Origin of the sequence: Aliihoeflea sp. 40Bstr573, from assembly GCF_024105655.1 — a bacterium.
In the GTDB taxonomy this organism is placed as follows: domain Bacteria; phylum Pseudomonadota; class Alphaproteobacteria; order Rhizobiales; family Rhizobiaceae; genus Aliihoeflea.
In genome coordinates this window covers 93,558-107,326 of the sequence record NZ_JAAAMH010000004.1, presented here as the reverse complement: position 1 = coordinate 107,326, position 13,769 = coordinate 93,558, and the positions used below count along the sequence as shown (strand labels likewise).

At 64.2% G+C, this 13,769-nt stretch carries 16 protein-coding genes; 5 read left to right on the top strand and 11 right to left on the bottom strand.

Annotated elements, in window-relative coordinates; genetic code table 11:
• Positions 1-47 precede the first annotated feature (47 nt).
• Positions 48-533, top strand: a complete 486-nt coding sequence (locus tag GTK01_RS07125; RefSeq protein ID WP_252925180.1) for an SRPBCC family protein — start codon at positions 48-50, stop codon at positions 531-533.
• Positions 534-625: 92 nt separating this feature from the next.
• On the opposite strand, the gene GTK01_RS07120 is transcribed toward GTK01_RS07125, so the two are convergent.
• The gene (locus GTK01_RS07120; protein ID WP_252925179.1) at positions 626-2,239 is read right to left on the bottom strand and encodes a phospholipase D family protein; all 1,614 of its coding nucleotides are present in this window, start codon (positions 2,237-2,239) and stop codon (positions 626-628) included.
• Positions 2,240-2,393: 154 nt separating this feature from the next.
• On the opposite strand from GTK01_RS07120, the gene GTK01_RS07115 reads away from it, so the two are divergent.
• Both GTK01_RS07115 and GTK01_RS07110 read left to right on the top strand, forming a co-directional pair.
• Positions 2,394-2,747: a DUF1428 domain-containing protein gene (locus GTK01_RS07115; RefSeq protein WP_252925178.1), complete on the top strand. Its 354-nt coding sequence runs from the start codon at positions 2,394-2,396 to the stop codon at positions 2,745-2,747.
• A gap of 16 nt (positions 2,748-2,763) precedes the next feature.
• Positions 2,764-3,165, top strand: coding sequence for a glyoxalase/bleomycin resistance/extradiol dioxygenase family protein (locus GTK01_RS07110; RefSeq protein ID WP_252925177.1), 402 nt, complete (start codon positions 2,764-2,766; stop codon positions 3,163-3,165).
• Between the two features lie 254 nt (positions 3,166-3,419).
• On the opposite strand, the gene GTK01_RS07105 is transcribed toward GTK01_RS07110, so the two are convergent.
• The 4 genes from GTK01_RS07105 to GTK01_RS07095 form a co-directional block, all read right to left on the bottom strand.
• Positions 3,420-4,454 (bottom strand): aspartate-semialdehyde dehydrogenase, encoded by a 1,035-nt coding sequence (locus GTK01_RS07105; RefSeq protein ID WP_252925176.1) that lies wholly within the window; start codon positions 4,452-4,454, stop codon positions 3,420-3,422.
• A 107-nt stretch (positions 4,455-4,561) separates the two neighbouring features.
• A complete protein-coding gene (locus tag GTK01_RS20965; protein WP_256483699.1) occupies positions 4,562-4,687 on the bottom strand; it encodes a hypothetical protein in 126 nt (41 codons plus the stop codon).
• A 47-nt stretch (positions 4,688-4,734) separates the two neighbouring features.
• Entirely contained in the window at positions 4,735-5,814 is a 1,080-nt protein-coding gene (locus tag GTK01_RS07100; protein WP_252925175.1) for a putative zinc-binding metallopeptidase, read from the bottom strand.
• A gap of 133 nt (positions 5,815-5,947) precedes the next feature.
• Positions 5,948-6,622, bottom strand: a complete 675-nt coding sequence (locus GTK01_RS07095) for a DUF1236 domain-containing protein (RefSeq protein ID WP_252925174.1) — start codon at positions 6,620-6,622, stop codon at positions 5,948-5,950.
• A 249-nt stretch (positions 6,623-6,871) separates the two neighbouring features.
• Between GTK01_RS07095 and GTK01_RS07090 the strand changes: the two genes are divergently transcribed.
• On the top strand, positions 6,872-7,666 hold the full coding sequence (locus GTK01_RS07090) for a lytic transglycosylase domain-containing protein (RefSeq protein ID WP_252925173.1): 795 nt from the start codon (positions 6,872-6,874) through the stop codon (positions 7,664-7,666).
• A gap of 67 nt (positions 7,667-7,733) precedes the next feature.
• On the opposite strand, the gene GTK01_RS07085 is transcribed toward GTK01_RS07090, so the two are convergent.
• The 5 genes from GTK01_RS07085 to GTK01_RS07065 form a co-directional block, all read right to left on the bottom strand.
• Positions 7,734-8,957 carry an argininosuccinate synthase gene (locus tag GTK01_RS07085; protein ID WP_252925172.1) on the bottom strand — a complete coding sequence of 408 codons (1,224 nt, stop codon included), beginning with the start codon at positions 8,955-8,957 and terminating at the stop codon, positions 7,734-7,736.
• Between the two features lie 100 nt (positions 8,958-9,057).
• Entirely contained in the window at positions 9,058-9,243 is a 186-nt protein-coding gene (locus GTK01_RS07080; RefSeq protein ID WP_252925171.1) for a hypothetical protein, read from the bottom strand.
• Positions 9,244-9,259: 16 nt separating this feature from the next.
• Positions 9,260-10,678: a TRAP transporter large permease subunit gene (locus GTK01_RS07075; protein ID WP_252925170.1), complete on the bottom strand. Its 1,419-nt coding sequence runs from the start codon at positions 10,676-10,678 to the stop codon at positions 9,260-9,262.
• A complete protein-coding gene (locus tag GTK01_RS07070) occupies positions 10,675-11,295 on the bottom strand; it encodes a TRAP transporter small permease subunit (RefSeq protein WP_252925169.1) in 621 nt (206 codons plus the stop codon). Before GTK01_RS07070 ends, GTK01_RS07075 begins: the two co-directional genes overlap by 4 nt.
• A gap of 79 nt (positions 11,296-11,374) precedes the next feature.
• Positions 11,375-12,511 (bottom strand): TRAP transporter substrate-binding protein, encoded by a 1,137-nt coding sequence (locus tag GTK01_RS07065; protein ID WP_252925168.1) that lies wholly within the window; start codon positions 12,509-12,511, stop codon positions 11,375-11,377.
• Positions 12,512-12,669: 158 nt separating this feature from the next.
• Between GTK01_RS07065 and GTK01_RS07060 the strand changes: the two genes are divergently transcribed.
• The gene (locus GTK01_RS07060) at positions 12,670-13,314 is read left to right on the top strand and encodes a LysE family translocator (protein ID WP_252925167.1); all 645 of its coding nucleotides are present in this window, start codon (positions 12,670-12,672) and stop codon (positions 13,312-13,314) included.
• A gap of 3 nt (positions 13,315-13,317) precedes the next feature.
• On the opposite strand, the gene GTK01_RS07055 is transcribed toward GTK01_RS07060, so the two are convergent.
• Positions 13,318-13,767 carry a hypothetical protein gene (locus tag GTK01_RS07055; protein WP_252925166.1) on the bottom strand — a complete coding sequence of 150 codons (450 nt, stop codon included), beginning with the start codon at positions 13,765-13,767 and terminating at the stop codon, positions 13,318-13,320.
• Positions 13,768-13,769: the final 2 nt, after the last annotated feature.

The window sequence follows — 13,769 nt, the reverse complement described above, 5'->3', positions numbered from 1 at the left end:
CGCGCCTGCGGATCGTTCTTGGATCAGACCTGACAAAGGAGATCACGATGACCCCGGAACCCAAGGCAGAGACGGAGCACGAACTCGTTCTCACCCGACTTCTCGATGCACCGCGCGACAAGCTCTTCCGCTGCTGGACCGATGCCGAACTGCTGCCGAAATGGTTCGTGCCGGCGCCGTGGACGATCGCCAAGGCCGAGGTCGACCCGCGCCCCGGCGGGCGGTCCTTCATCGTCATGCGCGACCCGGACGGCAACGAGTATCCCAATGAGGGTGTCTATCTGGAGATCGTGAAGAACGAGAAGATCGTCTTCACCGACGCCTATACGGAAGGCTGGGTGCCCTCGCAAAAGCCGTTCTTTACCGGCATCATCACCTTCGCCGACGAGGATGGTCGCACGCGCTACACGGCGCGCGCGCGCCATTGGCGGGAAGAGGACAAGCAGAACCACGAGAAGATGGGTTTCCACGAAGGCTGGGGCATTTGTGCGGACCAGCTCGAGGCCCTGGCGAAGACGCTCCAGCTGTCCTGATATTCAGGGTTGCGCGGCCTGCAAATGGCGGCATTCTGCGCCGGTTCTCGAAATCCGCCGATTTCGGCATGCCCGATCGCGACACACCTTGGCTACAGCAGCCACTCGATGTCGAGGCGCTTCAGGATGCCGATCGCCAGCCGACCCCCAAGCCCCATACCCGGCTCGCGCCGCAAGGGTGCGGGAAGGTCGGGGCGCTTCCAGACGAGCCCGCAATGTTCGGACAAGGCCACCTCATAGGCGTTGTCCGGCACCACGTCGTCGAAGGCGTCGGCGACGAGGCCGGCCAGTAGCGGCGATTCGATGACGATGCCCATCTCGGTGTTCAGATCGATCGAGCGCGGGTCGAAGTTGAACGAGCCGACGAAGAGGCGCTCGCGGTCGACGACGAAGGTCTTGGCGTGAAGCGTCGAAGCGCCGGCGCGCAGCGCCGAGGCCGAGCCGCTGCCGGACCCGCGCAGGCGACCTGAGACGCCCAGCCGCGAACCCTTGCGCCGCTCGCGACGCGACGGCGCCTGCCGCGCCCCGTCGCACATCTCGAACAGGCGGATGCCGGCGCGCAGCAATTGCCGCCGATAGGGCGCGTAGCCGGCATGAACCGCGCCGACATCGGTCGCCTCATACGCGTTGGTCAGGATGGAGACCTCGACGCCGCGGGCGCGCAGCGCCTGAAGATTGGCGACACCGCGACTGCCGGGCACGAAATAGCCAGCGATGATGGCGAGCTCGCGCTTTGGCGTGCCGATCGCGTTTTCCAGCAGGCCGGAGAGCCGCGCGTCGCTGCCCGCGTCTTTCTTCAGATAGCCGAGCGCCTTGCCGGGATCGTCATGCAGGAGCGACACCTTCGCCCATTCCATCGGCAGCCGCGCCTCGGCAAGCTGGTGCACGATCTCGAGGTCGCGGACCGCCTTCAAATAGCGCCGCGCGGCCGGATCGCGCTCGACGATCGAGCTGCGCTTGCGCAAACGGCGCAGGCTGCGGGGACCGACACGGCGCAGGAGCAGGCGGGCCGGGAAGGAGGAGGCGGCGTTCCAATAGGTTTCGAACTGCGTCGCCACCTCGTCCACGACCGGGCCGAGGGCGAGCACGTCGAGATCGGCGAAGAGCGGGCCGTCGGCGACGCCGAAATATTCGTCGCCGATATTGCGCCCCCCAATCACCGTCGCCTGTCCGTCGACGGTGAAGCTCTTGTTGTGCATGCGCCGGTTCAAACGCGGGAAGTCGAAGACATATCCGAGCACTTTCGGCCAACGGACGGGGAATGGATTGAACAGGCGCACCTCGACCCGCGGATGCCGGTCGAGCGCGAAAAGCACCTGGTCGAGCCCGTCGATGCCGTTGTCGTCGAGGAGAAGCCGGACACGAACGCCGCGATCGGCGGCGTCGAGCACCTCCTCGAGAAGCATCGTTCCCGTGCGATCCCCGCGCCAGATGTAATATTGAAGGTCGAGCGTCTTTTCGGCCTGGCGGGCAAGCGACATGCGGGTCGCAAATGCTTCGGGGCCGTCCGCCAGAAGGTAGACGCCGGAGAGGCCGGGATGTGCGTCGACCGCCGGCCGCGTCATGCGCGCAAGCGTCGTTCCACTCACGTCGGGGGCGGGCCCGGGCGCGGGCAAGGCGCGCTGCGGCAAGGTGAACGCGCGGCGCATGGCGGCGGCCGTGAGGAGGGCGGCGCCAAGGACCAGCAATTTTCCGCTCGCACGCATTCCTTCCTCCGATCGCCGCCGTACAATCGTTCCGCGCGCTTCCGGTTCCGGCTGGCCAGGGCGCTCGAATGGCCGATTAATTCGAAAGCGCATGTCGGGAGCGCGCTCGGCCGTTCGTCATCCTGTCGCAACATGATGAAAGAGGAGCAATATCATGAGCTATGTCGACGGTTTCCTGCTTTCCGTTCCGAAGTCCAATCTCGAGACCTATAAGGAGCACGCCCGTGTGTCGGCCGATGTCTGGCTGGAACACGGGGCCACCGGCTATGTCGAGTGCCTGGCCGACGACGTGCCCTATGGCGAACTCACCTCGTTTCCGCGTGCGGTGCAGGCCAAGGAAGACGAGATCGTTGTATTTGCCTGGGCGACCTATCCCGACAAGACCAAGCGCGACGAGGTGATGAAGAAGGTCTTCGAGGACCCGCGGATGAAGCCGGCCATGGAGAACATGCAGTTCGACGGCAAGCGCATGATCTATGGCGGGTTCGACGCGTTCATCGAACGCTGAGCCGGAGGATCGATCGATGTCGGACTACACCTATCCCGGCGTGACGCCGCATCTGATGTCGAAGGACGCGGTGGCCGCCATCGACTTCTACAAGCGCGCGCTCGGCGCGCAGGAACAGGGCGAGCGCATGCTGATGGAAGACGGCAAGCGCATCATGCATTGCGAACTGAAAATAAATGGCGGCACGCTGATGATCGCCGACGCGATGCCGGAATACGGCTATCCCTGGGTCGAGCCGCAGGGCACCACGCTGAACATCATCGTCGACGATGCGCGCGCGGTCTGGGACCGGGCGATCGCGGCGGGCTGCACGGTGAAGATGCCGCTCGAAGTCGCCTTCTGGGGTGATCTCTACGGTCAGTTCGACGATCCGTTCGGGCACAGTTGGGCAGTGGTCGGCCCGGCGCCGAAGGGGTGAGCTGCGGTTTGGTTATTGGTTGCCTTTCCGATCCTTCGGATCGGATAGGGACCCCCACCCTTTATCCCTCCCCACAAGGGGGAGGGAGTCGCCGCCGTGGCGACGGTCCTTCAGCGATGGGCGGAAGAATTGGGCGCAGCGTGGATGCCTCCCTCCCCCTTGTGGGGAGGCATAAAGGGTGGGGGTCCTCTTCACAGAAACCGCAACAAGGCCGGGCATGAACCCGGCCTTTTTCATTCAGTTCATCCGAACGCTTACGCCGCCTGCTTCTTCGGCTGGATCAGGCCGCGCGCGACGAGGAGTTCGGCGATCTGGACCGCGTTCAGCGCGGCGCCCTTGCGCAGATTGTCGGAGACGACCCACATGTTGAGGCCGTTCTCGATGGTCTGGTCCTCGCGGATTCGGGAGATGTAGGTCGCGTCCTCGCCGGCCGAATCGAGCGGGGTGACGTAGCCGCCATCCTCGCGCTTGTCGATGACGATGCAGCCCGGCGCCTCGCGCAGGATCTCGCGCGCCTCGTCGGCGGTGATGGGGTTCTCGAACTCGATGTTGACCGCCTCGGAGTGCCCGATGAAGACCGGCACGCGCACGGCGGTGCAGGTGACCTTGATCTTCGGGTCGAGCATCTTCTTGGTCTCGGCCATCACCTTCCACTCTTCCTTGGTCGAGCCGTCGTCCATGAAGACGTCGATATGGGGGATGACGTTGAACGCGATGCGCTTGGTGAACTTCTTGGCTTCCACCGGATCGGCGACGAACACGGCGCGCGTCTGGGTGAAGAGCTCGTCCATGCCTTCCTTGCCGGCGCCGGAAACCGACTGGTAGGTCGACACCACGATTCGCTTGATCGTCGCCTTGTCGTGCAGCGGCTTCATCGCCACGACAAGCTGCGCGGTCGAGCAGTTGGGGTTGGCGATGATGTTCTTGCGCGAGAAGCCGTCGATGGCGTCCGGATTCACTTCCGGCACGATCAGCGGCACGTCCTGGTCGTAGCGGAAGGCGGACGAGTTATCGATGACGACGCAGCCCTGGCGGCCGATCTTCGGCGACCATTCCTTCGACACGTTGCCGCCTGCAGACATCAGGCAGATGTCGGTGTCGGAAAAGTCGTATTGCGCCAGGTCGCGCACCTTCAAGGTCCGGTCGCCATAGGAGACTTCCGTGCCCTGACTGCGGCGCGAAGCGAGCGCCACGACCTCATCGGCCGGAAAGCCGCGCTCTTCCAGAATGTTCAGCATTTCGCGCCCGACATTGCCGGTGGCGCCCACGACTGCGATCTTGAAACCCATTTCGTCTATCCTCGATCTCTCCGCGCTTCGACCGTGAGACCGTCCGCCGGCCATGAAGCGGACCTTCTCCCTGGCCAGACCGGGGAGAGATCGGAAAGGCCAGTGGATCAGACGGTTTTGGTGGTGTTTTTGGAGAGCTTGGTGGCCGGGGTCGAACGGAGGCGCGCGCGCGTCTCGTCGCGCTCGAAAGAGCCGAGAGAAGAGGCCATGAATGCCAAGATGAGGCCGCGCATTGCGAGTTTCCCGTTCGGCGCGCCTTTTACGCGGTTCTGACGAAGAGTCAATGCGGCCCGGCCCGGCCCCTGGTCTCGGCCATCAACTCATGAACGAAGCGCAGCTTCTCGGCGACCGGTTCGGAGATGACGAACGGGTAGAGGTCGGGCAGACCCATGCAGCGATTGATCTGGTTGGACGCCTCGCACAGGATGAGCCACCGCGTCAAAAACTCATCGAAATCTGCCGGCGGCTCCGGGTCGTGCACGTGCGCTGCGACCGGCTGGTCGGCGAACTCGCCTTCGTTCGGTGGCAGGTCATGGTCGATGACCGTATCGAGGCGGCCGAGCGGCATGTTGAGCGCCGCCGTCATTTCCAGCGTGTCGTAGATGTGGAGATAGTGGGCCCAAGTCTCTGCCCAATCCTCCCAAGCGTGGCTCGCCGCATAGTGCGAGATGTGGTTCTCATCCCAACCGGGTTGCGGCCCCGCTTCGTAGTGCCGCTGGAGCGCCTGCATGTAGTCTTCGCGCTCGTCGCCGAAGAGCGCGCGGCAGCGGTCGAGCCATTGCTGGTCGTCGCGGATCAGCCGGTCCCAGTAGTAGTGGCCGAGTTCGTGGCGGAAATGCCCGAGCAGCGTACGATAGGCCTCGCCCATGGCGACACGCATCTTCTCGCGCTCCGGGCTGTCGGCCTCGGCGACATTGAGCGTGATGAGGCCATTGTCGTGGCCCGTCAGGACGCGCTCGCCGCCCGGACCGCCACCAGCCGGATCGGCCAGAAAATCGAAGGCAAGGCCGACCTCGTCGTCGGGATTGGCTTTTGGAAAGACGTCCAGTCCGAAATGAAGGAGCTGATAGACGGCGCGCCTTTTCGCCGTCTCGGTGCGCGCCCAGCGTTCCGGATTGCCGCTGATCGACAGGTCGGGAATGGTCTTGTTGAGGGAGCAGGCGCGGCAGAAGCCGCCCTCGACCTCAGCGGCCCAGTTACATGCGGCGGACAGGGCGTTGGTACAGGTAAAGCCGCCCTGCCCCGTGATGACGAAATTCTCCTGCATCGGATCGTAGAGGACCGCGGTGCCGCAGGCGAGGCACATGCCGTTCTCGAAATAGAGGCGGCTCGAACATTTCGGGCAGGAGAAGAGCTTCATGGGGCAGGTATCCGCAGAGGGGTGTTGGCCGGAGAACTCGCAACCGTCGCAGCCGTTCCACGATCAGCGCACCGTCAGAAAGAAAAGCCGCCGGTGCGAGGCCGGCGGCTTACTTGCGTCAGACTGTCGAAGACTAACGCACGATGTAGACGATCCGGCGCGATTGCGGCTCGATGACGACCGGCTGGCCGTTGATATAGGCATAGCGGTAGTCGTAGTCCGGGATTTCGCGAATCTCGACGGTGTCCGGAACACCGGCGCCGACGACGACTTCGCCGTCGAGATAGACGGGCTCCACCTCGTTCTCGACCACGTAGCTGCGCAGCTGCGGGTCCGGGTCGGTCAGCACCCCTTCCGTCAAGCCGCCCGTGGCAGCGCCCGCGACGGTTCCAACGGCGGCGCCGATCGGTCCGGCGACCAGTGCGCCGGCGATCGCACCGGTGGCGGCGCCGGAGATCGCGCCTGCGCCTGTGGCGGTGCTTTCCTCATAGGTGGCGACCGGGACCATCTCGGCCGGGCGCTCCGTGACGACGATCTGCGCACCGGCATTGTCGGCGATCAGATAGTCGGAATAGGCCCAGCCTTCCGCGCCGGCAGCCGAGACCTGGCACCATTTGGAGTTTTCGAGGCAACCGGCGAGGGTCGCTTCGCCATTGGCGGTGATGGAGCCGACGATCGGATATTGCGGGCCAGGGCCGGCGCGGACGTTCAGGTCGGTCGTCGCGGTCACGGCGGTCTGGGCAAAAGCTGCAGACGACGCCAGCAGGACGACGGCAAAAGCCGACGACGAGGTCAGAATGTTCTTCATTTTCGTGTTCTCCGCGGGGGGTGTCACCTTCGCGGTAACAACGGCGTGAAAGCCCTGCGGTTCCAGGGTTGGGCAGCGGATCACAATTCGGTCATCATGATCGGACAACCAGCACGAGATAACGTGCGGGTAAGAAGCGTGTGCGACAGTGTCGGGCAGGCAGACGCTCTCGCGTCCGCGCGCCCGGACGGGCCAAAGATGATCTCAGTCATTTCGAAAGGCAGATGGATGGCAGGTTGGGGAAAGAGAATGCTGGGCGCGCTCCTGGCGCTCGGCGCAAGCGTGTCGCTGGCACAGGCGCAGCAATGCGGAAATGACGGCTCGGGCTTCGAGGCCTGGAAAAGCCAGTTCGCGCAGCGCGCCGCCTCGAGCGGAATCGGCCAGCGCGGCATTTCCGCGCTTCAGGGCACGAGCTATGCCACGCGCACCATCTCGGCCGACCGCAAGCAGGGCGGTGGTTTCACGCTGACGCTCGACCAGTTCCTCGAGCGGCGCGGCGGAAACGCCATCGTCTCGCGCGGCACGCAGCTGAAGCGCCAGAACGCCGACCTTCTCGCCCGCATCGAGCGCGTCTACGGCGTGCCGGCGGGCCCGCTCCTTGCGATTTGGGGCATGGAAACGGGCTTCGGCGGCTTCCTTGGCAACGAGAACATCCTCTCCGCCGTCGCCACGCTCGCCTATGACTGCCGGCGTTCGGAATTCTTCTCGGGCCACCTGATCGGTGCGCTGCAGCTCGTCGACCAGGGCAATCTGAATCCAGCCGCCAAGGGCGCAGCGCATGGCGAGATCGGCCAGACGCAGTTCCTGCCGGCCAATGTCGTGCGCTACGGCGTCGACGGCGATGGCGACGGCCGGATCGACCTGATCGGCAGCCGTGCGGATGCGCTCGCTTCGACCGCCAACTTCCTGCGCGGCCATGGCTGGCGGGCGGGCGCCGGATACCAGCCGGGCGAGCCGAACTTCGCGGCGATCCAGGGCTGGAATGCCGCCAGCGTCTACCAGCAGGCAATCGCCGTGCTCGGCCGCCAGATCGACGCGAACTGATCGCCATCCGATCGGACACGAAAAAGGGCCCGAACGGGCCCTTTTTCAGTGAGGCGCGCCGGGCGGATCAGGCCTTGCGCTTCCTTGCCGCCAGCGTGCGCAGGCGCAGCGCGTTGAGGCGGATGAAGCCCTCGGCATCCTTCTGGTCGTAGGCGCCACGGTCGTCCTCGAAGGTGACGAGCGCGTCGGAATAGAGCGACTTTGGCGAGCGGCGCCCGGTGACGATGACATTGCCCTTGTAGAGCTTCAGGCGAACTTCGCCCTCGACGTCTTCCTGGCTCTTGTCGATCAGCGCCTGCAGCATCTCGCGCTCGGGCGAGAACCAGAAGCCGTTGTAGATCAGCTCCGCGTAGCGGGGCATGATGTCGTCCTTCAGATGCGCCGCGCCGCGGTCGAGCGTGATCGATTCGATCGCGCGGTGGGCGGCAAGCAGGATCGTGCCGCCGGGCGTCTCGTAGACGCCGCGCGACTTCATGCCCACGAAGCGGTTCTCCACGAGGTCGAGACGGCCGATGCCGTTGTCGCGGCCGAGATCGTTGAGTGCGGCGAAGAGGCTGGCGGGCGACATCTCCTTGCCGTCGAGCGCGACCGGATCGCCCTTGCGGAAGGTGATGACGATGTCCCTCGCCTTGTCCGGCGCGTCCATCGGCGAGATGGTGCGCTGGTGAACATATTCCGGCGGCTCCTGCCACGGGTCTTCCAGCACCTTGCCTTCGGAGGACGAGTGCAGGAGGTTGGCGTCGACCGAGAACGGCGCCTCGCCCTTCTTGTCCTTCGTCACCTGAATCTGGTGCTGTTCGGCGAAGTTGATCAGGTCCGTGCGCGACTTGAACGTCCAGTCGCGCCATGGCGCGATGACCTTGATGTCGGGGTTCAGCGCATAGGCCGAAAGCTCGAAGCGGACCTGGTCGTTGCCCTTGCCGGTCGCGCCATGCGCAATGGCGTCGGCGCCGGTTTCCTCGGCGATTTCGACGAGACGCTTGGAGATCAGCGGCCGGGCGATCGACGTGCCGAGCAGGTAGGTGCCTTCATAGACGGCATTGGCGCGGAACATCGGGAAGACGAAGTCGCGGATGAATTCCTCGCGCACGTCCTCGATGTAGATCTCCTTGATGCCGAGCATCTCGGCCTTGCGGCGCGCAGGCTCCAGCTCGTCGCCCTGGCCGAGATCGGCGGTGAAGGTCACGACCTCCGCGCCGAGTTCGGTCTGGAGCCATTTCAGGATGATCGAGGTGTCGAGGCCGCCCGAATAGGCGAGCACGACCTTCTTGACGTCTTTCCATTTCGACATTCGGGGACCTGCTTGAGATGAATTCCGTTTCGGGCGGCAGCGCCCGTCCGGTCGCCTTTTAGCAGGAATGACGGGCCGGACAAGGCGTCCGGCCCCTTCGTCAGTCGGACGCGCGCCTGGCGCGCGAACTGCGCATTGCCGTCTCGAAGAGATCGTAGAGAACGGCAGCGATACCGATCGCGATCACGATGCCGAGGTCGAGCCGCGGCACCTTCCACAAGATGACCGCGAAGAACGCCACGAAGGCGATGAGGGCGAGGGGCGGTGCCAGTCTGGCGGCGAGCATCGGATGCTTCCTTTCCTTATCTTCCGTAGATCACTTCGGGCAGCCAGTAGACGATCTGCGGGAAGATATAGAGCAGCGCCATGGTGATGAAGACCATGCCCACATAGGGCAGGGAGCCGGCGAAGATCTGCGTCAGGCGGACCTCCGGCGGTGCGATGCCCTTGAGATAGTAGGCCGACATCGCCATCGGCGGCGTCAGGAAGGAGGTCTGCAGGTTGAGCGCGATCAGGATGCCGAAGAACAGCGGGTCGATATCGAAGATCACCAGCAGCGGCAGGAAGATCGGCACGAAGATGATGATGATCTCCGACCATTCGAGCGGCCAGCCCAGGAGGAAAATGATGAACTGGGCGAGAATCAGGAACTGGAACGGGGTGAGATCCATGCCGACCACGAAATCGCGCACCACATGCTCGCCGCCGAGATAGGAGAACACCGAGGCGAAGACCCAGGAGCCGACGAAGAGCCAGCACACCATCGCCGTGGTCCGCACGCTCAGATAGACGGACTCGCGCAGGCGCCGCCATGTAAGCGAACGGTATGCGGCCGCCAGAACCAGACCGCCCAGCGCGCCGATGGCGGCCGCCTCGGATGGGGTCGCCAGTCCGAAGAGAATGGCACCGAGCACGGACATGATGAGCACGGCGAGCGGAAAGAACGACGTCAGCATCATCCACATGAGCCGCGCCATCGGGATCGGCTCGGCCGGCTCGACGGGCTTCGGGGCGAGTTTCGGCTGCATGATGGCACGGACAATGATGTAGACGAGATACATGCCTGCCAGCAGGAATCCCGGCAGGAGCGCGCCGGCATAAAGCCGGACGATCGACGTGCCTGATGCCGCCGCGTAGACGATCAGCATGATCGAGGGCGGGATCAGGATGCCGAGCGTGCCGCCGGCGCAAATGACGCCCGAGGCGAAGCTGGTGTCGTAGCGCGCCTTCATCATCGCCGGGAAGGCGAGCAGGCCCATCAGCGTGACGACGGCGCCGACGATGCCGGTGGCGGTGGCGAACAGTGCGCAGGTGATGAGCGCGGCGACCGCCATCGAGCCGGGCACGCGGCGTGTGGCGATGCTCAGCGTCTCGAACAGGCGGTCGACGATGTTCGCGCGCTCGACGATGTATCCCATGAACAGGAACAGCGGGATCGCGGTCAGAACGTCGTTCGCCATGACCGAAAAGGTCTGGTTGACGAAGAGATCGAAGATCCGGTTATTGAAGAAGCCGCCGATCCAGGACTGCCAAAGATCGAAGGACGACACGTCCTGATCGAGCATCCGGTTATACGGCGCCCACATGCGACCCGCGTCGAAATAGGCGTAGTAACCGAAGCCGATGGCCAGGGCCATCAGCGTGAATGCGATGGGAAAACCCAGCATGATGACGAAGATGAAGAGCCCGAGCATCACCAGGGCAATGACGGGATCGCTCATCGGCGGGGCTCCTTGGGCGTGACGACATCGACGGCTTCGCTACCATGGCGAAGGACCGGCTCGTTTTCGCGCAGCATGATGGTTTCGAGTTCTTCCACATCGGGCGCGGGCTGCGGCCACTCGTTGGTCTGCATGGTGACGAGGCATCGGCAGACCTGCGCGATGCCCTGGATCAGGAGCAGGGTGCCCGCAGCCACGATTACGGTCTTGAACTGGTAGATCGGCATTCCCGCCGGGCTCATGGTGCTGACTTCCATGAAGCCCCAGGAGCGGCTGGCATATTTCCAGCCGGAAATGACCAGCGCGAGGACGCCGGGAAAGAAGAAGAAGAAATACAGGACGAACTCGATCTTGGCCTGCGTGCGCGGCTGCCAAAGCCGGTAGACGAAATCGCCCCGCACATGGCCGTTGCGCGACAGCGTGTAGGCGCCGGCCATCATGAACATGGTGCCGTACATCATGTAGCTCAAGTCGAAGGCCCAGGGGGTCGGGGCGCGAAAGGCGTAGCGGACGAGAACCTCGTAGCCGACGCCGAGAGCCATGATGACGATGCACCAGGCGAAAACCTTGCCGAACCACGCCGACAGCTCGTCGGCGAATGCGATGAAGCGGAGCATGAACTGCCAATCCCGTTACAGATAAAATCCGGCTCCTGATGGACAGGAGCCGGACACAAGGCGGTGCGGGGTCTTCGCCCTAGGCTTCCATCTTCAGCTTGCCGGGGAAGTAATGCTCATAAGCAAGCGCCAGATCGGCCGAGTTCATAAGTTCGTAGAAAGTGACGCGTTCGACCCATTCACGCTGGCTGTCGAGCACCTTCTTCATGAAGGGATCGGCCTCAAGCGTCGGAATGATCTTGTCCCAGGCCTCGAGCTGCGCAGCGAGAATTTCCCGAGAGGTGCGATGCACGGTGACGCCGTACTCTTCCTGCAGCCTCACGAGATCGGCGGAATAGTTGTCGAGGGCCAGCGCGGTGATGGCCGTGCTCGCCGCCTCGACGCCATATTCGAGGACTGCCTTCAGATCGTCGTCCAGCCCGTCGAAGACGTCGCGGTTGAACATGAACTCGAAGGATTCGCTCGCCTGGTGGTAGGACGAAAGGATGTAGTGCTTGGCGACGTCCTGCGAACCGAAGCGCAGATCCGAGGACGGGTTGTTGAATTCGAAGGCGTCGATGACGCCGCGCTCCATGGCCGGCACGATTTCGCCGCCGGGAAGCTGAGCGACGCTCATGCCCATTTCCTGCATGAGATCGGCTGCCAGGCCCACGGTTCGGTACTTGAAGCCGTTGACGTCGGCGACCGTGGTCACGGGCTCCTTGAACCAGCCAAAGGGCTGGGCCGGCATCGGGAAGCCGTAGAAGGCGACGACGTTGAGGCCCATGATGTCCTGCGTCAGCTCCTGGTAGAGCTCCTTGCCACCGCCCTGATGGAACCAGGCGAGCATGGTCGTGGCGCTGCCGCCGAAGACCGGGCCGGTGCCGAAGAGCGAGGCGGCTTTGTGCTTGCCGTACCAGTACACCGGCACGGTATGCGTGGCGTCGATGATGCCATCATTGACGGCGTCGAGCACCTGGAACGCGCCGACGACGGCGCCGGCCGGCAGGAGCTCGAACTTGATGCGGCCAGCCGACATCTTCTCCACGCGCTCGATGTACAGGCGTGCAAAATCCATCCAGATGTCGGACGAAGGCCACGAGGTCTGCATCTTGATCGTGACAGGCGCCTGCGCCAGGACAGCCGGTGCGGCCAGTGCACTTGCGGCCGTCGCGCCGATTACGGTCGTTGCACCGGTCCCGAGGAACTTGCGGCGCGAAAGCGATTTGGTTTGCATATCGGTCTCCTCCCAAAGACAGTGCCGGCGTCTCTCTCCGGCTCCGTTGGTGAGGATAACTATTACGTTAAGTAACGCAACCCAGTCAGGGTTGTTGTGTGCGCTCTTCGACTAATGGCTAATATGCCGATCCACCCGCCATCGTAACCGGACCGCCCATGGAATTCCTGCCGACCACCGCCACGCTCGTACAGTTTGCGGTCGCCACATTCGTCATCGCGATCACGCCGGGTCCCGACATGACCCTGTTCGTCGGACGTGCGCTGTCCGAAGGCCGCGCAGCCGGCTTCGCCTGCATGCTCGGCGCGATGACGGGCATCGTCGTCCATACCGCGCTGGTTGCGCTCGGCCTGTCGGCGCTGATCGTCGCCTCGCCGCAGGCCTTCCTTGCGCTGAAGCTGGTCGGCGCGCTCTATCTCGTCTGGCTGGCCTGGCAGGCGATCCGGCACGGCTCGGCCTTCTCGCCCGGAACCGGCGAGAAGCGCGCCAGGCGCTCCTTCTTCGCCAACTGGGCGACGGGGCTCGGCATCAATCTCCTCAATCCGAAGATCATCCTGTTCTTCATGACGTTCCTGCCGCAATTCGTCTCGGCATCGGACCCCGACGCGCCGGCAAAGCTCTTCTTCCTTGGCGCGCTGTTCATTCCGCTGTCGCTGCCGATCACCGTGCCGATGGTGATCGCGGCGGATTCGTTCTCCGCGCTGCTCAAGCGCTCGCCGCGCGTGACGCGGGTGATCGACTACGTGTTCGCGGGGGTGTTCTCGGCCTTTGCGCTGCGCATCCTCATGACGCAGACAAGGTAGCGGTCAGGTCTCGTCGCGCCAAAGGCCGGCATTGCGTCCGCAGATCGCCCAATAGGCGATGCCGCCGACGAGTCCGGCAGCGAGCGTCACCAGCATCAGACCGGGATCGGAGGCGGCGTCCGGCGCATCGAGCGCTTCGGCCATGCGCCAGCCGGCATAGAGCGCCACCGGTGCGCCCGCGAGCGCGTGTGCAAGCCACGAGCGCCAGCCGAGAAGCTCGGCCGCGACCGCGACGACGAGAAACGCGCCGAAGGCGAGGTTGGCCACGATCAGCGCAAAGAAGGGAACGGTGACGAACAGCGTCGGCCGCGCCGCGTCGGTCAGTTCGGGGATGATTGCGACGATCGTCGAGGCGAAGAGCAGATTGACGAAGAGACTCGCCGCCAGGCACGCGACGATGAAGCCGGCGAGAATCGCAATGAGGCGGACGACATAGGTGACGAGGCGGTTCATTC